Source organism: Paenibacillus xylanexedens, assembly GCF_007680605.1.
Taxonomy (GTDB): Bacteria; Bacillota; Bacilli; order Paenibacillales; family Paenibacillaceae; genus Paenibacillus; species Paenibacillus xylanexedens_B.
Map to the genome: position 1 here is coordinate 1,748,627 of NZ_VEIO01000001.1, position 19,489 is coordinate 1,768,115.

Below are 19,489 nucleotides of genomic sequence, written 5' to 3' on the forward strand. Positions count from 1 at the left end.
GGAATGTTCCTAGTACTATTCATTGAAGGTATTATTTAATAGAGGGGGTATTGATATTCATATGAATTTCCGTTTACAAGAAGCTATCGAGATATTGGAACGTACACCGCAAACGCTGAAGCACTTCTTATCCGGTCTTTCAGACGGATGGCTGGGAAGTAATGAAGGGGATGGAACCTGGAATACAAAAGAAGTAATCGAACATCTCATTGAAGCAGAGAAACATAACTGGATTCCGAGAGTACAATCGATCGTGTTGGACGGGGAGCATCGGCTGTTTCCTGCTTTTGACCGTTTCTCCCACTTGAAGGAGACATCGGAACGAACCACAGAAGAGGCATTACAGGAATTTAGCAACATCAGAAAGAGAAGTATTTCCTCACTCAACGATATCATTCTTTCGTATCCTGATCTGGAGAAAACGGGCTTGCATCCGGAGTTTGGCCTGGTAAAGTTAAGGGAGCTTCTATCTGCATGGGTCGTTCATGATTTTACGCATATTGCGCAGATTGTTAGGGTGATGGCGGAGAGATACAGGAATGATGTTGGACCCTGGAGTGCTTATCTCGGCATTTTAAATAGAAGTTAATTTCATATATCGTGTTAAAGTCGCTCATTTAGCGACTTTTTTTATGTTGTACACATCACCATTTTAAAAAAATAACGCTGAAGCTCATTACATAATGAAGTGTCTTCTTTCCCCACAACTCCAAATTGGTACGCAAAAAAATGCTTATAGTGGTACTTAAAACAATCAAAATGTTCATGTTAGCATAATCTAACAGCATGCTGCTTAACCGAATATGAATCATAGCTATGATTATCTAACATCAAAGGCTTATGTTGGAATGAAAGGGGAGCATATGAATGCAACAGATCCCGCAACGAACAAAATAGGCAAGGTGCCTTACGTTATTGCGATATTATTCATTTCATTCATGGTTGGCTTATCCGAAATTTTACAACATTCAGAGATCATTTTACCAGAGGTTGCGGCGATGGCTATCGCCATGTGGGTATACAGAGAACCAGGGTGGATTAGACATCCCACTGTCATCTTCATTGCACCAACCGTAACAGCTACGATAGGTCTGGTCATCAATCAGCTCCAGATTCTTTATCCAATCAAGATCGTTCTTACTCTAATGATCATGATGTTGTTTTTAAGATTAATACGCTCGAATCTTGCACCCGCCATTGCAACAGGTCTATTACCACTCGCTATTCATACAGAGGATTGGTCATTTGTGTGGATTGTCCTTGGTTTCACATTGACTTTAATGGCCGGAGTTGTTGTGTTTCAGCTTCATAAAAATCTCGCAACCAAGTCGATGATCCAATACAAATACATGGTAATATTCCCAGTAATTTCAATATGCTGGCTTAGTATTTGCTGGTTACTGGGTTATGAACAAGTGGCAGTGATTCCGCCTATTTTTGTAGTCCTTTACGAATCGCTCCAAAAGCCAATGTACACAGCAAAAATTGTGTTTAAGCAAGCATTTACGCTAACACTATCTGCTGCCGTTGGTGTTCTCATTTTTACGCAGGTGGATTCGCAGGTGCTGGCTGCAGCCATCAATATGATTGTAGTCGCCCTGATATCCCGCTTTTTTCATGCTCGCATTCCTGCTCTGTACGCTATACCGTTACTAACCTTTATATTTCCCGAAGAAAAAGTGTGGAGCTTGCCTCTTGTCACGCTTTTTGCAAGTCTGTTTATGTTCAGCTTCGTATTGTTATACAAATATGGGGAAAAGAGGACTCTGAACAATAAATAATTCGGATACTTGGGCAAAAAGCGAATTTGGGAGGATCAACGTATGGTATTTGGCCTGATTGCAGCACTTTGTTTTGGTTTGTCGGACTTTATGGTTACCCAGGCCACCAGGAAGGTTCAAACTTTGCCTGCTTTGCTCGGGATTCAGTTCATTGCTTCACTTTTGCTGGGAGGGTATGTACTTACGCAAACACCTCATATGGATCAAAACCTAATGGTGTGGTTTGCAATAGCTGGCATCAGTGTCGTCAATTTTGCAGGTACGTTACTGTTATATCGGGCATTTGAAAAGGGGACTCTATCCATTGTTTCTCCAATCGGCTCGGGATTTGCTGTGGTGACTGCGGTTCTTGCTTTTGTAGGCGGAGAGCGATTGCCCTTCAATTCAATTCTTGGTGTCATATTGCTCATTATCGGTGTGTTGACGGTAACAAGATCAAGTAAGAGCGTTGGACAACAAGTAACGTTGTCGGGCATACCGGAGGCGATTATCGCCTCAATCTGCATTGGTTTTTATTTTTGGGCGATCGGATACATCACTCCTCATTTGGGGGTGACTCTTCATGTGCTCGTCACACGGATCATCCAATTTGTCTGTGCGTTTATACTTCTTCGGGTAAAAAAAATCCAACTCCCGCGCATAGGCCTGTCTACCGGTCTGATTCTGGTTGTAGCCGCGCTACTGGACACAGGAGCTTTACTCTCTTTTAATATGGGACAAACCGTTGATTATACCACAAGCACAACAGCACTTACGTCATTATATAGTGTCGTTACCATACTTATGGCCGGATGGATTCTGAAAGAAAAGCTGACGAAGAGTCAATGGACAGGGATTGGCATTATTCTTCTAGGGGTCATTATCGTCAGCGTCTAGAGAGGGGTAGAGGATGAACCGCGTGCATACCGTCTATTCATTGATTACCGACGCGAATGATTCACATCTATTAATGGTTCAAAACAGAGGCTCAGAAACCTGGTCTCTGCCGGGTGGTCAAGTTGAACCTCATGAAACGTTGGAACTCGCCGCCATTCGTGAAGTATGTGAAGAAACAGGTTTACAGGTACAGCTCAAAGGAGTCGTAGCCATAAACGAGTACAGGAAGAAAGATTGTTCTGAACATGGCATATGTATTACCTTCAAAGCATGTATTGTGAGTGGAGTTGAAACCATTTCAAGACCTGACGAGATCAGACATATAGCCTGGATTCGTATTGAAGAAGCGGATGCGCTTATGCCATTTTATGAGGAAAGTTTACAAGAAATCGTTCGTAAAAATGTGCAGGTGCCCTATTTCGATGAAGGGCTCATCTGATGGCACAAAGAAATGAAACTGAAGTAAGGAAGGGCAGGGGCCCTTCCTTTTTTACTTGATAATGTTCGAATAGTCAGTTGAACTAACATAACAGCTCAAAGTATTAGATAAATTTCGCAAGCACTTGAATCCCATCGGAAATCTGAGTCTCGTTCACATTGCCAAAGCCCATGATAAGGCTGTCATTATGCTGATCTTTGCGAATAGTATATCGCTCGGCAGGGTAGATCTTGATCTGATGTTCTTCCAGTTCCATTGCAGTCAAAAGATCGGCGTTACGTCCTGGCCAAGTTGCGATAAGGTGCAATCCTGCAGCATCACCCGATATCTGGACATTCTCTCCAAATGTATCCTTTAACGCATGAAGCAGGTGATTTCTCCGTTTATGGTAGATTCGTTTCATTCGTAAAATATGACGTTTCAGATGCCCTTCGTTCATAAATCGGGCCAGTGTTGATTGCGATAAGATAGGAGACTGCATATCGGCCGTACGTTTGAGCTGTATGATCGAATCAACCAACTCTTGTGGGGCCACAATATAACCGAGCCTTAATGCAGGGAACATATTTTTACTAAATGTCCCTACGTAGATTACCCGCTCTGGATCAAGCTCTCGCAAGGCATGAATCGGCATTCCCCCGTAACGAAACTCACTGTCATAATCATCCTCTATAATGTAAGCTCCTGCGTTTCGAGCGTAGTCCAGCAATTGGAGCCGCCTGCTGATCGACAGAATACTCCCAAACGGAAATTGATGGGACGGCGTTACAAAAATACATTTTGGATTCACATCGGTTGGCAGCTTCTCTACACATAGACCATCGGAATCTACGGAGACAGGCACAATCCCGGCACTCGTTTCAGCGAAGATATTATGAATGAATGTTGCCGTCGGGTCTTCCATTGCAATCGTTTCACCAGCAGTTAATAAAAGCTTGCCGAGTATCGAAAAAGCCTGCGTTGCGCCAGCGGTCACGATAATTTGCGAAGGCAGACAGTGAAGGCCCTTGATATGGAGAAGATGATCACAAATAGCTTGTCGAAGCTCCACATCGCCAGCCAGATCCTCCTGATACCCGAGCATAGAAGGCGGGAAATTATGGTACACATCGAATGCAACTCTTTTCCACTTTTGGAGAGGAACATGCTCAAGAGCAGGAAAACTGGGACGAAAATCGATATAAGATGAACGATCTCCATACATTGGAGAGATATCCTCATCCCTGTAACTCCTATCTTCAGGCTGCAGATGTAACGTTGTGCTTGAGCCAATATCTCTTACAAAGGTCCCTGAACCTTGTTTACCTTCCAGAAATCCTTCAGCAGTTAGCTGTTCGTATACCTCTACAATAAGGGCGCGTGAAACCCCAAGTTCTTTGGCCAGCTCCCGAGTGGAGGGGAGGGAGGTCCCTGCTCTGTAAATGCCTTGCATAATTCGATCTCTAATCCACGAGTAGACTTGCCTGGTTTTCGTTTCATTACGTCCGGGTTGCATGAGGGATCTCCTTTCACTCTAAAGTGGTATGGTTAAAATTCGTGAAAAATGGATCTAATGAAGACCAATATATCATGTTAATATGGATCATGCCAAATCCAATTCCTATAGAAAGAAGCCATTTGCATGAGAAACCTTAGAACCAAAAGCCTTAGAGCACCCACAAAGAACTTAGCACCCAAGAGTGTACCTTCGATCGCAATCCGATCCATGGACAAAGATTACGAACTGAATCGTTGGCTATGCGTTTCCGCACTTTTTATGGCATCTCTGAATCTAAGACCTGTTGTTTCATCTATTGCGCCTGTCTTGGGAAGCATTCAACACGACCTTGGCCTAAGCGGCGCTGTATCGAGCTTGCTCGTTTCTATTCCGGTGTTATGTATGGGAATACTTGCTCCGTTCTCAGTTAAATTGAGTGAAAAATGGGGGATTGAGCAGGTTATTACCTTCTCCTTAACGCTGATTGGGGCGAGCACACTTTTACGCCTGTTTATCCATTCCGCTTCGTTGTTATTTTTCGCTACATTGTTATCCGGTGTGGGTATTGCTATGATGGGGCCCTTATTATCCGGCTTTATTAAGAAACATATGGCCGACAGAGCACCTTCCATGATTGCTATCTATTCTATGGCTCTAGCATTGGGCGCGGCACTTGGTTCAAGCCTTACTTCACCGTTGAATTGGAAGCTTCATTCGTGGCAAATGTCATTATCGTTCTGGGTGATGCCCGTGATTCTCGCTTTACCCCTATGGCTTAGTATACTAAAGCGACATCCTTCTAGTTCTAAGACGAACTCAACCGTTGCATACAAAAAATTCTTAGAACTGCCTTGGCTAAAGAAAAAAGCATGGATTCTAGCTGTGCAATTCGGAATGTTATCCCTTGTATTTTATTCCCTGTTAGGTTGGCTTCCCTTAATCCTTATTGGTGCAGGTGCTTCCAAACTTCATGCCGGGCTTATGGTTACTGTGTTCGCTTTGATACAAATTCCAAGTGGTGCCATTGTGCAGCAGTTACTTAAAAGTCATCCATCAAGAAGAAACTGGCTCATCGTATCCGCCATGATGCAGGCAGCCGGTCTGTTACTTCTGTTCTTTTCCACTTATTTATGGCTTGCTGTGTTTATTTGTGGTTTGGGATCGGGTATGCTGTTTGCACTGCTCAATTTGCTTCCGGTTGAACTGACTCATTCGCCTGAAGAGGCGGCCTCATGGGCCGCTATGACGCAGTGCATAGGCTTTCTAATTGGGGCAACTGGCCCATTCTTAACGGGTTATTTGTATGATCGTATGGATCACTTTAATGAAGGAATATTGGTCATGGTATCCACCTCTATAGCGATGGGAATCCTATCTTTAACTATGGTATCTAAAGAAGATTCATTGGTTTTATCATAATAAAGCATACGAAACTTCAAAATAATAAACTGTAAAACAGAACCTGGAGGTCTATTTCTATGAAAATTTTTGTTGCTGGCGCAAGTGGCGTTATTGGGAAATTGTTGCTTCCGCAACTCGTACAGGCTGGACACGATGTCATTGGCATGACGCGGAAAGAAGAGCAGAGACAGGCCATTGAACAAACAGGCGCCAAAGCCGTTCTCGCAGATGTGTTCGATCGAGAGCAGATGGTAAGTATTTTAGCGGAAATTAAACCCGATGTTGTTATTCATCAACTTACCTCATTAAGTCAAGGTAGCTCAGCAGAAAATGCACGCATACGCATTGAAGGAACCCGGAATTTGGTAGATGCTGCAAAACAGGCGAAGGTACAAAAAATCATTGCACAGAGTATATCATGGGCCTATGAACCTGGCACAACTCCTGCGACGGAAGAAACCGCATTGGACATGTTCGCTCCTATGCCTAGGAATACAACCATTAACGGCGTTGTAGCCCTGGAGGAATATGTAAAAGAAATTCCTGTGCATGTCATTTTACGATATGGTACTTTGTATGGACCTGCAACCTGGTATGCTAAAAATGGGGATACAGCAATAAAGGTCATGAACCAAGAAGTGAAGGCAACGGATGGGATATCTTCTTTTGTGCATGTCGAAGATGCTGCGAATGTTGCTTTGCTGGCGCTGGATTGGCCAACGGGTACGTACAACATTGTAGATGACGAACCAGCTAAGGGAGTGGACTGGCTACCTGTATACGCTCAAGCCTTAGGTGCACCAGCACCAGATATTCAATCGGGAGCAGCCCAATGGGAGAGAGGAGCTTCTAACCACAAAGTCAAAAACGAATGCGGGTGGGCTCCAGAATATCCCACATGGAGAATAGGCTTTGCTAAGTCGCTTCAGTAAACTTTCTCGCTATGAGCATGGTAACCAAGAATCGGGAATACAAAAACTCGTAAAAAGCTAGAATGCGAAAGGAGTCCCTCAAAAGGGGACTCCTTCTTTTAACCCTATTCAGACAATTTAGTTCTACTTCGGTCTATTAAGATACAATGGATGGTTCTTTTCCGGACTTTCGTGATTTAGTATTTTGTAGGTGGACTGGCCTGTATATAATGGAATCTGGAGCTTTGAGAAGTCGGGGAGTCCATTCTCTAAAAAGCATGGATCATCTCTATACCGTTGTACAATTTCTCCTGCGATCCACTCATGGTCGCCAAAGCTTGTAATGCTCAACGTACGGCATTCATAAGCAAAATAGGCATCCGTGAGAACAGGTATATCGACTTGAAGTCCTTCTTCATACTTAATATTGAATTCCTTGAATTTGTCCAGATCTCTCCCACTGTATGTTCCAACGGCTTGAATTATTTCTGAACAATGTGCAGGTAAAAAGTGTACACCGAATACTCCGCTTTGCTCTATTAATGTATAGGTATAGGTCTCCTTGCGAAGCGATATACCATATATTCCTGGCGAAGAGCCGATGTACGTATGCCATCCAGAAGCCATAATATTTTGTCGCCCCTCATGGCGCGAAGTCACTATGGCAACCATTCCGGGATATGAATACCATGATTCGTCTTGGATCGGATGTCGCATGAAAATCACTCCTTTTAACCGATTTTTCAACAGGGTTGGGGGGGGGGGCTAATTAGAATTTCACTAGTCCACTTTATTGATCTTTAGGAATCGTTTCAAGCACAGCAAGCTGGCGAGCAAACTTGTAAGATTCCGTAAATTTTTTAGAGGTCCTAGATCTCTTATTTGGTTATCATTAATCAATAAACTTTCCAAATTGCGTAATCCTGAAATCCTTATATGCTTTAACAATAAAGAATATACCATAATCTGGAGCATAGTACATTGTCATATAGTCATAATAGTATGCATTTAAATTAATAGCATTATTTTATCTGGATGGGAGCTTAAAGATGGCATTTAGAATTGTCGGAGAATTAGAAAACAAATTGATTATCTACGGATACAGGAAATCCTTGGGATCGCGCACTTATTTACCTTTTCTCCCCGAAGCTCTCTCTACTGAATTTACAGATGCTGAAACGGTGCTAGAGCGACACAGTAAAGAACAAATGATTTATCAAATTTATTACTGGATTGAAGGAGAGGGAGAATTCATTTTGCGAATAATTGTCTCGTATTGGGATGATTCAATAACCATCCTTGCAGATGATGCTAAAATTGCGGTACGAGCCTATAATGCTCTGTGCGAAAGTCTGGCTCGTTGGCAGTTACAGTGAAGCTAACTTGGAATAGTAACTTAACTCATTACTTGAAGCTTTAATAATTGAAAAAATAAACAAAGATTAGTAGCGATTGTTTCCGGGAATAAGCAAGCAATCGCTATGTGTATTTGCGGATATTTTGGCTTTTTGTCCTCCACATGTGTACAAACGACGAAAAAGATGCTACATTGAAATCAGTATAACTCCTTTTATAACAAGGTTTTTCAAGGGAATAACATGTCTCCTGTACAAGGACACTCGTATATCGAGGAGGGAATAGAATGTCAAGCAAAGCATTGGATCATTTTTTAAGTTCGAACATCGAAGATCTGAAGACCAGAGGTCTATATAACGTTATCGATACGCTACAGGGTGCAAATGGTCCAGTTATTCGAATCGACGGAAAGTCTCTAATTAATTTGTCTTCTAATAACTATTTGGGACTGGCAACAGATTATCGCCTGATTGACGCTTCGGTTAAGGCAGCGCAGACATACGGGGCAGGAGCAGGCGCTGTGAGAACCATTAATGGTACGATGGATCTTCATATTGAGCTTGAAGAAAAACTTGCCCTTTTCAAAAAAACGGAAGCCGTTATCGTGTATCAATCGGGGTTTAACTGCAATATGGCTGCTATATCCGCAGTAATGGATCAGCATGATGCGATTTTATCAGATGAGCTGAACCACGCTTCAATTATTGATGGCTGCCGCTTGTCGAGAGCCAAGGTGATCCGCTTTAAACATTCGGATATGAACGATTTAAGACAGAAGGCGAACGAGGCCAAGGAATCCGGTCAGTATCATAAAATTATGGTCATCACCGACGGGGTTTTCTCCATGGATGGTGATATCGCAAAGTTGCCCGAAATCGTGAAAATAGCAGAAGAATTCGATCTGATTACGTATGTGGACGATGCCCACGGTTCAGGCGTTCTCGGAGCAGGTGCGGGAACCGTGAAGCATTTTGGATTGTCCGACCGCATCGACTTTCAAATTGGCACTCTCTCCAAGGCAATCGGCGTTGTCGGCGGTTATGTCGCGGGTAAAAAACAACTGATTGAATGGTTGAAGCTGAGAAGCCGTCCGTTTCTATTCTCGACATCGCTGCCTCCGGCTGTAATCGCTTCTTGTAGTGCTTCTGTCGACATTTTAATGAATGACAAAGAACTGATCGAGAAGCTGTGGGAGAACGGCAATCATTTAAAAAACGGCTTGAGTCGGCTTGGGTATAATGTAGGCCAAAGCGAAACACCGATCACACCTTGTATCATTGGCGATGAAGTAACCACCCAACAGTTTAGCAAACGGCTCTATGAAGAAGGCGTTTACGCCAAGGCAATCCTGTTCCCTACGGTTCCGAAAGGAACCGGAAGAATACGCAACATGCCGACTGCTGCCCATTCCAAGGAGATACTGGATCAGGTCATCTCCGTTTATGCGAAAGTTGGCAACGAAATGAAGCTGATTTAGTTGCACTACGGGAGTCTATTTCGGGAGGGATGTCTTATGAAAAAGATATTGGTGACCGGAGCACTGGGCCAGATCGGTTCTGAGTTAGTTGTTAAATTACGTGAAATTTATGGTGCGGATCACGTTGTTGCTACGGATCTCAGGTCATCATCCCACGAAATTACCCGATCCGGACCATTCGAAGTGCTGGATGTGACAAATGATAAGGCCATGTTTGAAATCGCCAAACGGTACGAAGTAGATACCGTCATGCATTTGGCTGCGCTACTGTCGGCTACGGCAGAGGAGAAACCTCTGCTTGCCTGGAATTTGAATATGGGCGGATTGATGAATGCACTCGAAATATCCAGGGAGCTCAGTTGCCAATTTTTCACGCCAAGCTCGATTGGATCTTTTGGCCCTTCAACTCCGAGAGACAATACCCCGCAGGATACAATCCAGAGGCCCAATACGATGTACGGCGTGAACAAGGTGTCCGGCGAACTACTTTGTGATTATTATTTTTATAAGTACGGTCTGGATACGAGGGGGTTACGATTCCCCGGATTGATATCTTATATGACACCTCCCGGTGGAGGAACGACGGATTACGCGGTGGAAATATACTATGCAGCTGTGACGACTGGCCGGTATACATCCTATATCGCCAAAAACTCTAACATGGACATGATGTATATGCCGGATGCCTTGAACGCTATCATCGATTTAATGGAAGCGGATTCATCCCGATTGATACACCGAAACTCATTTAATGTCACCGCAATGAGCGTAGATCCGGAGGCTATTGCTGCAGCGATTCGGGAGGAGATTCCTGGCTTTATCCTCGATTATGATGTTGATCCGAAGAGACAGGCAATTGCCGATAGCTGGCCGCATTCCATTGATGCGACGGCAGCGAAAACAGAATGGGGATTTCATGCCCGTTACGACTTGAAGGCCATGACGAAGGATATGCTCTCACAACTAAGTGAGAGACAAATACTTCGCAAAGCTTAAAGATACGTTGAATTCGTTGTATAAAGCGAGTAGAAATGCAAAAGAAGCTGCATCAAGAGGTTGGGCGTTACCACGACCTTTTGTTGTAGCTTCTTTTTTTATCCTCCAGCCCAGTCGTTTCCTTAGTCGGATTCAATTATGCTCTTGATATTTTTAATTGTTGAAAAGTGCATTGCTTCATGGTAAATCAGAAAACCCAGTAAATGTTCTACATTCGTAAAGCTAAGTCCTGTGGAAGACTTGTAATGAGGATGGATTTCTTCTTTCAATTTGCTTGAAAGTACCGATTCAACTCTTTCCATTTGTTCAGTTAACAGATCAATTAATTGAGACAACGTTGGAGCCTCTGTATCCCAGTCAGACGGTTTAGTTCCTGGATCAAACAAATTACTAAAATTAGCAGGATATTTGGTTTCTTCACCAGTAAGTTGGAAAGCGAACTTCTCATGTATAACATACATGTGGCCCAGATTCCATTTTATATTATTTTTCAAACCTGTTGGAATGATTTCGGATGCAGAGTCATTTATATTCCTTACATAATCAACTGCCTGTCGGCGAACAAATTTCAATTGATCTGCGACAAAATGGCTCATGTTATTGACCTCCCATAAAATAAAGTCGCTAATGAAAACGTAAGAGAAAATACTTCTGGTCAGTTGCTTTTAGAAACATAAGATGAGACTCGTTGTGAAAGATTTGCCAACGTACGTTCAAAGAAAGATTTGTCATTAAGCGCTCTACTCAGAACCAATGCTCCTTGAATACTAGCAATTATTTCCTCTGAAAGCTGATCAGCAATCTCTTTAGAGACACCTGTTTGAACTAGTGCCGCGCTTAAGGCTTCAATCCATCTTATAAAATATTGCTGAATTACAGTAGCGAATCGATCTCTTGTTCCGTCCAAAGCGAATGCACCAATAAGGCATATGCGCTGTCCCGATTGAAAATAAGTATCGATCTCTTGCCACATATGATCAATGGCTGCCAGGGGCTCATTCTTTTCGAGCGGTTCAAAAATATTTTTGACAAACCATTGATCGATATGAGTAAGAATTTCAGCAACCATCTCATCTTTTCCACCTGGAAAGAAATAATATAAGCTTCCTTTTGATAGACGCGTACGGGCTGTAATTTTACTTAAAGATGCACCTTCATAACCTAATTCACGAAATACCTCCGTAACGAGAGGGACGACATCCGATTTTTCAAAAACAGTACGTGTCATAGGTTTAACTCACTTAGACTTGGGTGTTCAGCAGGGCGTGTGCCGAGAGGCCAATGAAATTTTCGTTCCGATTCCTTAATCGGCATGTCATTAATCGAAGCAAATCTTCGCTTCATCAACCCGTCATCAGCAAATTCCCAATTCTCGTTTCCATACGATCTGAACCAGTTGCCACTATCATCATGCCATTCATATGCGAATCTAACTGCAATACGGTTATCGGTAAATGACCAAAGCTCCTTAATAAGGCGGTAGTCCAGTTCTTTGGCCCATTTTCTAGTTAGTAAAGAAACAATTTCTTGGCGGCCTGTGATAAACTCGCTCCGATTTCTCCAATAACAATCTTCAGTATACACAAGTGAGACACGCTGAGGGTCTCGGCTATTCCAGCTGTCTTCTGCCATACGAGTTTTATGGATTGCTGTCTCAAGTGTGAATGGGGGAGCTAAATTATTCATTAGATTTTCCTCGCTTTCTAAACCTTTTGTATTACTATAAACCGATCGGTTTATAAAAGCAAGTTCAAATCACAATACTTTAGCTGACAAACGTGAAGATCTTGTGGTGGACCAAATAGCAGAATTGGTATGTTGTAAAAGAATAAAAATGGTACTTACTTGATCCCAAATTAAAATGCTAACATATTTCTTAGATTACGATGAGTTTGACTCTGATGAAAAATACAAAGGCAAACACTCACTTCATGGTGAGTCTAAGCGTAGAAGAATTAGGGGGATTGATCTGATGCTAATCAGAGAAGCCAATATAAAAGACTATCCACAATTGAGACAAATTTATCTAGATTCCCGTCGTGAGAGTTTTCATTGGGTTAACACAGATGAAATGACACTTGATGATTTTAACAGGGACACATTAGAAGAACAAATCCTTCTTGCAGAGGAGAACTCCCATATTCTCGGATTTGCTTCATTATATGTACCTAACCGATTTATTCATAATTTGTTTGTACACCCCACTGCTGCTGGCAAAGGTGTTGGCGATCTGTTACTCAAACGGGCAGCTGTTGTTGAGGAAGGAGAGCCTGGAGCGAAATATTGGGTTCTGATTTATGAGGTTCATACTTAACATTAACGCAGGAGTGGTTACAATGGATATTCGTGTAGATGATTTGACCGGGGCACAAGTGATTGGGTTAATTGCAGAACATTTGCAAGGAATGGCAGATGACTCTCCACCAGAGAGCATTCATGCCCTTAATCTGGACGGTTTGAAGGCATGGGAGGAAGATGAGCTTCTTGGCTGTGGGGCTATTAAGGAATTGGACAAGGAACACGCAGAGCTAAAATCGATGCGGACTGCTAAAGATCATAAGCGTAAAGGTGTTGCTAGAAATATTCTTGCCCACATTATTGAAGAAGCTATCAACCGTGGATACAAAAGGATCAGTCTAGAGACTGGCTCCACGGATTCATTTATTCCAGCTCGCAAGTTGTATGAAAATTTTGGTTTCACGTATTGTGAGCCATTTGCAGATTATATCCCAGATGGGAATAGTACATTTATGACCAAGGAACTGTAAACCTTTCCTAAATGTGAAGATATAACAAACAGAAACCGACCTTACTCCATTGTTGGAGAATTTAAGGCCGGTTATTCGTTATTCCATGGCGAGATTTTGGTTTCAGCAAATTATTACTAGTCCTAACAGCATGCATCACTTTAATCTTTGATTGGAATCCCCGCAGCTGTTAAATGTCCGTGAGTTAAAATTTTTCCAAATTGAGAGGCAAGTTCACTCGGAGTATACGAAAAATCATTTTTAACCCACCATATTACAATGCCCATAAAAGTAGATGCGATATATTGAAGTAATAATTCCTTTGAAATCTTCAGAGGGGTATGATCCAAGCCATCTTCCACAGTATTTTTTATAATCTCCTCCATTTTTGATTGAAAACCATAAATTCTGTTCTCATCCAGTAAGAATGCTTTGTAAAAGGGGATATTGTCCTTAATTTTCTCCAGTATGGTTTGCATCAGTTGTTCAAGCATAGAGCCACTTATAGTAGATGTGCTACTCGAACAAAGCTTGAGTGTACTCTTTAACTCATCTAATAATTCGTCCATAGATACATTTAACAAATCGGGTTTGTTCTGATAATGAAGGTAAAATGTATTTCGGTTAATCATCGCCTTATCGGCTATATCTTGGATCGTAATCCCCTCGTATCCCTTCTCATTGAGAAGTTCTATAAATGCTTTTTTTATCGAATGTTTGGAGCGAATGATACGCAAATCAGTTTTTTTCTTCATCATGACCCGTTCCCTTAACTTTTTTTTGTTAGATATACGACATTGGAGTTGAAACTGTATTTTATCTCTCAAAATCAAAATTATTAAACATTGAATGCAGATCCTTTATTAATCATAATAAACAAAAGATAAATATACAACACGTTGTCCATTATTTATCTTGTTGATCATTAACTCTATTTGAAGGGAAGATATGAAATGAAAACGATAGCGATTGTTGGAGCAGGAGCAGGATTAGGGATGTCCATTGCAAAGAAATTCGGACAAAATGGCTTCCGCGTAGCTCTTATTGCGCGAAATGAAGACAAATTGAACCAACTGGTTATTGAATTAGAACAATTGGGAATCGAAGCGGCTTCTTTTCAGGCGGACATATTAAACAAAGAACAAATTGAGATGGCATTTGCTGCTATTAAAGAGAAATACGGATTTATCGATGTTCTTGAATACAGTCCAACGCCGAGCTTTGACACAGTAGCGCCAACATTAGATGTAACTGAAGAAAATGCGTTATACCAATTTCAATATAATGTTTTAGGTGCTTTATCGAGCATTAAACAAGTACTTCCGGATATGCTGGATAAGCAAAGCGGTGCTCTGTTATTTACAACTGGAGGTGCTTCAGTCCACCCGGTACCGATGATGGGTAATGTAGGAATTGCAATCTCAGGACTTCGTAATTATATCTTTAATTTGAACGGCGAATTAGCGGACAAAGGAGTATATGCAGGTCATCTTTCGATCGGAATCTGGATGCAGCCGAATTCAGGAGTTCAGGATAAAATCGCTGATATTTGGTACGACATGTACACCAAAAGAGATAGAGTAGAAGAGTTTATAACTGAAGATAAAGTGTGAGTTGAATAATTTATTTTAAAGGAGATACAAGAGAAAAATATGAATATCACTGTTTTTGGTGCAAGTGGTGCAATTGGACAGCTTGTAACACAACTAGCTTTGGATCACGGAGATTTCGTTACGGCATATGTTAGAAACCCCCAAAAAATCAGCCTCAAACATCCAAATTTGAGCCTTGTACAAGGGGATCTTTCGAATACTTCAACCATCGAGAAGGCCGTTGCCGAATCAGATGTCGTAATCAGCACATTGGGGCCAGCATCCGATATGTCACGAAAGCTTAAAAGCACGCCGATTGCTGACGGGCACGAACGGATCATTAAGGCTATGAACAAACTTAACAAAAAAAGGCTCATTACACTTGCGACGCCGGCTTTGCAATCCGATGACGATAAGAAAAACATTTCCACGATACTTCCAGGTGTCTTAGCGAAAGTTTTCCTACCAAACGGTTATGCAGAAATGAAGAAACTGGAAGGAATGATTAAGGAATCCAAACTGAATTGGACAGTCGTTCGAATTATTAATCCCAATGTCAAATACAAAGGGCAATCTTATGATTATTCATTCGGTGATAAACCAGCTAAATTAGGTGTTTCCAGAGAAAATGTTGCTAAATTCATGTACTCTGCCGCTCGTGACAACGCATTGATTAGGAAAATGCCTATTATTTATAACAAATAAATTTAAATGTAGTATTCACCGATTAAGGTGGTTAGTGGGGGAGGATTCAAAATGAAAATCGAGATATGGTCGGATTATGTTTGTCCATTTTGTTATATTGGTAAACGACGATTAGAATCTGCACTGGAGCAATTCGCTACTCCGAATGAAGTGCTTATTGAATATAAAAGCTTCGAACTTAATCCGCAAACATCCATGTACTCAGGCAAAAGTATGCATCAAATACTTTCGGAGAAACATGGTATGAGTCTCGAACAAGCGAAAAAGGCACATGCTGAACTTGAACAACAAGCAGCAATGATGGGTCTCGTGTATAATATCGACCAAATAAAGCCCACCAATACGTTTGATGCGCATCGTTTAACCCAGTATGCCAAATCTGTGGGTAAAGATCAGGAATTAGCTGAGAAGCTGTTCTATTCTTATTACACGGACGCCAAGTTAATTAGTGATCATGATACTTTAGCCAGTATTGCAGAATCAGTTGGAATGAATAGGGACGAGTCAATCGCAGTTCTCCATGATTCCTCCAAATATGCTAGCGAAGTGCGTTCAGATGAAGCCACAGCAAAACAATTAGGCATAACAGGAGCGCCTTTCTTTGTCATTGATAGAAAATACGCGATATCCGGCGCACAACCAACAGAGGTATTTTTAAAAGCTCTTAAACAAGCATCTCAGGAACCCTTCGTATGATTTTAACGATTATAAGCAAGTTTTAGTGAACATTTTAACACAACATTTTGGTTTAACTAACTAACAGATTCAATGATGAATGTAAATCTAACCGTGCTTAATAAATCAAGGAGGCAACTGATCTATGATTGGTTGCTTTTTTCATGCATTCGAACGCGCCAAAAAAACAGGTAGTTATCAGAATAAACTTAAATAAGCGAGTTAAAATGAAATAATAATTGCTTCTCAATCCTGTATGCGATATATTGCATATAAGAATAATTGTAATGAGGATGAAAACCATGCCAATTCCTAAAGATTTTGCCTTACCGGTCCGTATGTCCGCAAAAGAAAGAGCGTTTTCTCAGATTCAGCGATGGATTATTGATGGAACACTGCAGCCAGGTGAGAAGCTTATTGATGCGGAAATGGCTGAATCACTTGGAGTCAGCCGGACTCCGATTCGGGAGGCATTTCAGTTACTCGAAGTTCAAGGCCTCGTGTCGATGCATCCAGGGAAAGAAACAAAGGTAACGAATATTGAGAAAAACGATATTTTTAAAATGTATTCAACGATGGCTGCTCTTCAGGCATTAGCTGCTGAAATCACCGCCCAGATTATTGTTCCAGAACAGATCGAGAAACTAAGATCTATTAATTTGGAATTTGCAAATTCCATTAAAAATGGTCAAGTGTATCAGGCCATGGAGGTAGATGAGCTATTTCATAATTATATTGTGGAGCTCTCAGATAATCCTTATGTGGCCACATTTAATGCATCTCTTCAGATTCACATTAGGCGATTTAAATATGTGTTTTTAAAACAACCTATTACGGCTACACTAGCTTCAGTCGAAGAGCATGATTTGATTATTCAAGCTTTTGAAGGCAAAAATAGTGAGGATGCTCACGTACTAATGAAACAAAATTTTATCAGGCCTATGCAGGAACTGAACGAAATACTTTGAAATGAGGGAAGAAACATGGAGAATAAAAAAGATCTTCGTATTCGAAGTAAGGTAATCAGTGAAGGAGCTAACCGGGTACCAAACAGAGCAATGCTGCGTGCGGTTGGTTTTCAGGATGAAGATTTTAAAAAGCCAATGATCGGCATAGCGAGTACCTGGAGTGAGGTAACACCATGTAATATGCACATCAATGATTTAGCGGTACAAGCTAAGCAGGGCGCACGCGATAACGGTGGTGCTCCACTAATTTTTAATACAATTACCGTTTCAGATGGAATTTCAATGGGTCATGGCGGGATGTTGTTCTCACTGCCTAGTAGGGAAGCTATCGCTGATTCAATTGAAATTGTGACCGGAGCTGAGCGTTTTGACGGCGTTGTTGCGATTGGTGGTTGTGACAAGAATACACCTGCATGTCTGATGGCTATTGGACGAATGAACATTCCTTCTGTCTATGTATATGGGGGAACCATTCAACCAGGTAATCTCGATGGAAAAAAAGTGGATATCGTTTCCGCTTTTGAAGCCGTTGGTCAATATCAAGATGGCAAAATAACAGATGAACAGCTACATAAGGTTGAATGTAGTGTTTGCCCAGGCCCAGGGGCTTGCGGGGGGATGTATACCGCTAATACGATGGCCGCAGCTGCAGAAGCCATGGGTATGTGTTTGCCAGGTTCTTCCTCGACATCAGCGATTTCAGCGGATAAAGCATTAGAATGCGAAGCAGCCGGTAAACAGGTCATCTCACTGCTTGAACAGGAAATCTATCCAAGAGACATTATGACGAAGAAAGCATTTGAGAATGCGATCACCGTTGTTATGGCTCTGGGAGGATCAACTAACGCATTTCTCCATCTGCTAGCGATTGCGCACTCGGTAGAAGTCGATTTAACCTTAGATGATTTTGAACGCATTCGCCTCCGTGTTCCTCATTTGGCGGATTTGAAGCCAAGCGGCCAATATGTGATGCAGGATTTGAATGATATCGGTGGCGTCTCAGGGGTAATGAAGCTATTGCTTGCTGAGGGATTACTACATGGGGATTGCCTCACCGTAACCGGTAAAACATTGGCGGAGAATTTAGCGGAAGCTGATCCACTTCCGAATGATCAAGAGATTATACGACCACTCGATAATCCGCTGAAACCTGATGGACCATTGGTTGTACTTCGAGGAAACCTCGCTCCCGAAGGTGCTGTTGCCAAAATGTCAGGCATGAAGATCCAGCAGTTCTCCGGCCCTACCAAGGTGTACGATAGCGAAGATGAAGCAACAATAGCGATTACGAATGATGAAATTAAAGAAGGCGATGTCGTGGTCATACGTTACTGTGGTCCGAAGGGCGGCCCAGGTATGCCAGAGATGCTTTCCGTTACAGCACTTATCGTAGGCAAAGGACTCGGCGGGAAAGTGGCTCTCATCACGGATGGTCGATTCTCGGGTGGCTCACACGGATTTGTAGTCGGACATGTATCACCTGAAGCACAAGTAGGCGGACCGATCGCGTTGCTCAAAAATGGGGATATTATCACCATTAACAGTGATATTCAGGAAATGAAGGTTGAAGTATCAGAAGAAGAATTAGCCGCTCGAGCGAAAGCGTGGGTACAACCTCCGCTGAAAGTAAAATCCGGTGTACTCGCCAAATATGCTAAATTAGTTTCTTCTGCTTCAAAAGGTGCAGTAACCGATTTGATGGAATAGACAACTTTCTATTGTTATGCTTATAGTAGGGTAGGAAGAAACTGCTACGACGAATACTTGAAGCGCAATAAACTAAAAAAGCACCAGCTTTAAAAATCAAGAATTCACCAGAAATGATGAAGAATACGTTTTGTAATGATTAAATTGTTAATCTCCCGTTATTTTCATGAACTGAAAATTAACGGGTTTTTATTTTATCTGGACAGATTCTTTTCTTGCGTCAAAATGACTTGATTCTCATTATTGATAATCTCGTTTAATTCACGCTATTATGTGAGATAAGAACAACCATTTTGTCGAATTGTAAACATATGAATAATACATAGATATGTGTTTCATTGAAAGTAACTGGTTAATTCCCAATTGAGATTACAGGAGGTT

Annotated in this window: 22 protein-coding genes; 16 read left to right on the plus strand and 6 right to left on the minus strand. The window is 41.8% G+C overall.

The features are described 5' to 3' along the window. Positions 1-61 precede the first annotated feature (61 nt). From FS818_RS07690 to FS818_RS07705, 4 genes are all read left to right on the plus strand, one after another. The gene (locus FS818_RS07690) at positions 62-589 is read left to right on the plus strand and encodes a DinB family protein (protein WP_145331093.1); all 528 of its coding nucleotides are present in this window, start codon (positions 62-64) and stop codon (positions 587-589) included. A 274-nt stretch (positions 590-863) separates the two neighbouring features. Next, a complete protein-coding gene (locus tag FS818_RS07695; RefSeq protein WP_145331095.1) occupies positions 864-1,781 on the plus strand; it encodes an efflux RND transporter permease subunit in 918 nt (305 codons plus the stop codon). Positions 1,782-1,823: 42 nt separating this feature from the next. Then, the gene (locus tag FS818_RS07700) at positions 1,824-2,657 is read left to right on the plus strand and encodes an EamA family transporter (RefSeq protein ID WP_145331097.1); all 834 of its coding nucleotides are present in this window, start codon (positions 1,824-1,826) and stop codon (positions 2,655-2,657) included. A 13-nt stretch (positions 2,658-2,670) separates the two neighbouring features. After that, entirely contained in the window at positions 2,671-3,096 is a 426-nt protein-coding gene (locus FS818_RS07705) for an NUDIX hydrolase (protein ID WP_145331099.1), read from the plus strand. Positions 3,097-3,199: 103 nt separating this feature from the next. Here FS818_RS07705 and pdxR read toward each other — a convergent pair whose 3' ends face one another. Continuing rightward, the gene (gene pdxR, locus FS818_RS07710) at positions 3,200-4,591 is read right to left on the minus strand and encodes a MocR-like pyridoxine biosynthesis transcription factor PdxR (RefSeq protein WP_145331101.1); all 1,392 of its coding nucleotides are present in this window, start codon (positions 4,589-4,591) and stop codon (positions 3,200-3,202) included. Between the two features lie 210 nt (positions 4,592-4,801). Between pdxR and FS818_RS07715 the strand changes: the two genes are divergently transcribed. Continuing rightward, complete coding sequence (locus tag FS818_RS07715) at positions 4,802-5,992, plus strand: MFS transporter (protein ID WP_186375433.1); 1,191 nt, start codon at positions 4,802-4,804, stop codon at positions 5,990-5,992. 59 nt (positions 5,993-6,051) lie between these two features. Further along, positions 6,052-6,906, plus strand: coding sequence for an NAD-dependent epimerase/dehydratase family protein (locus FS818_RS07720; RefSeq protein WP_145331105.1), 855 nt, complete (start codon positions 6,052-6,054; stop codon positions 6,904-6,906). A gap of 123 nt (positions 6,907-7,029) precedes the next feature. Here the strand turns inward: FS818_RS07720 and FS818_RS07725 are convergent, their stop codons facing one another. Next, positions 7,030-7,602: a flavin reductase family protein gene (locus FS818_RS07725; protein WP_145331107.1), complete on the minus strand. Its 573-nt coding sequence runs from the start codon at positions 7,600-7,602 to the stop codon at positions 7,030-7,032. Positions 7,603-7,934: 332 nt separating this feature from the next. Here FS818_RS07725 and FS818_RS07730 point away from each other — a divergent pair, with 332 nt between their 5' ends. From FS818_RS07730 to FS818_RS07740, 3 genes are all read left to right on the plus strand, one after another. Next, positions 7,935-8,261, plus strand: coding sequence for a hypothetical protein (locus FS818_RS07730; protein WP_145331109.1), 327 nt, complete (start codon positions 7,935-7,937; stop codon positions 8,259-8,261). A gap of 266 nt (positions 8,262-8,527) precedes the next feature. Then, positions 8,528-9,718, plus strand: a complete 1,191-nt coding sequence (locus FS818_RS07735; protein WP_145331111.1) for a glycine C-acetyltransferase — start codon at positions 8,528-8,530, stop codon at positions 9,716-9,718. Positions 9,719-9,754: 36 nt separating this feature from the next. After that, on the plus strand, positions 9,755-10,714 hold the full coding sequence (locus tag FS818_RS07740; protein WP_145331113.1) for an L-threonine 3-dehydrogenase: 960 nt from the start codon (positions 9,755-9,757) through the stop codon (positions 10,712-10,714). Between the two features lie 122 nt (positions 10,715-10,836). Here FS818_RS07740 and FS818_RS07745 read toward each other — a convergent pair whose 3' ends face one another. Genes FS818_RS07745 through FS818_RS07755 form a run of 3 tightly spaced genes read right to left on the minus strand, consistent with a single transcriptional unit; the run spans position 10,837 to position 12,400 of the window. Continuing rightward, complete coding sequence (locus FS818_RS07745) at positions 10,837-11,310, minus strand: DinB family protein (RefSeq protein WP_145331115.1); 474 nt, start codon at positions 11,308-11,310, stop codon at positions 10,837-10,839. A gap of 59 nt (positions 11,311-11,369) precedes the next feature. Further along, positions 11,370-11,942, minus strand: coding sequence for a TetR/AcrR family transcriptional regulator (locus FS818_RS07750; RefSeq protein ID WP_145331117.1), 573 nt, complete (start codon positions 11,940-11,942; stop codon positions 11,370-11,372). Further along, on the minus strand, positions 11,939-12,400 hold the full coding sequence (locus FS818_RS07755; RefSeq protein ID WP_145331119.1) for a nuclear transport factor 2 family protein: 462 nt from the start codon (positions 12,398-12,400) through the stop codon (positions 11,939-11,941). The genes FS818_RS07750 and FS818_RS07755 overlap by 4 nt, the downstream gene beginning before the upstream one ends. Positions 12,401-12,686: 286 nt before the next feature. Between FS818_RS07755 and FS818_RS07760 the strand changes: the two genes are divergently transcribed. Together FS818_RS07760 and FS818_RS07765 are read left to right on the plus strand one after the other, a co-directional pair. Next, positions 12,687-13,028, plus strand: coding sequence for a GNAT family N-acetyltransferase (locus FS818_RS07760; protein WP_090916337.1), 342 nt, complete (start codon positions 12,687-12,689; stop codon positions 13,026-13,028). A gap of 22 nt (positions 13,029-13,050) precedes the next feature. After that, a complete protein-coding gene (locus tag FS818_RS07765; protein ID WP_145331120.1) occupies positions 13,051-13,482 on the plus strand; it encodes a GNAT family N-acetyltransferase in 432 nt (143 codons plus the stop codon). Between the two features lie 140 nt (positions 13,483-13,622). Here FS818_RS07765 and FS818_RS07770 read toward each other — a convergent pair whose 3' ends face one another. Continuing rightward, a complete protein-coding gene (locus FS818_RS07770) occupies positions 13,623-14,219 on the minus strand; it encodes a TetR/AcrR family transcriptional regulator (protein WP_244159216.1) in 597 nt (198 codons plus the stop codon). Between the two features lie 195 nt (positions 14,220-14,414). Between FS818_RS07770 and FS818_RS07775 the strand changes: the two genes are divergently transcribed. From FS818_RS07775 to ilvD, 5 genes are all read left to right on the plus strand, one after another. Next, complete coding sequence (locus tag FS818_RS07775; protein WP_090916341.1) at positions 14,415-15,074, plus strand: SDR family NAD(P)-dependent oxidoreductase; 660 nt, start codon at positions 14,415-14,417, stop codon at positions 15,072-15,074. A gap of 39 nt (positions 15,075-15,113) precedes the next feature. Beyond that, positions 15,114-15,758: an NAD(P)-dependent oxidoreductase gene (locus tag FS818_RS07780; RefSeq protein WP_090916343.1), complete on the plus strand. Its 645-nt coding sequence runs from the start codon at positions 15,114-15,116 to the stop codon at positions 15,756-15,758. A gap of 51 nt (positions 15,759-15,809) precedes the next feature. Beyond that, positions 15,810-16,454, plus strand: a complete 645-nt coding sequence (locus FS818_RS07785; RefSeq protein WP_090916345.1) for a DsbA family oxidoreductase — start codon at positions 15,810-15,812, stop codon at positions 16,452-16,454. Between the two features lie 281 nt (positions 16,455-16,735). Beyond that, positions 16,736-17,401, plus strand: coding sequence for a GntR family transcriptional regulator (locus FS818_RS07790; RefSeq protein WP_090916347.1), 666 nt, complete (start codon positions 16,736-16,738; stop codon positions 17,399-17,401). 15 nt (positions 17,402-17,416) lie between these two features. Then, positions 17,417-19,108, plus strand: a complete 1,692-nt coding sequence (gene ilvD / locus FS818_RS07795; RefSeq protein WP_090916349.1) for a dihydroxy-acid dehydratase — start codon at positions 17,417-17,419, stop codon at positions 19,106-19,108. Positions 19,109-19,489: the final 381 nt, after the last annotated feature.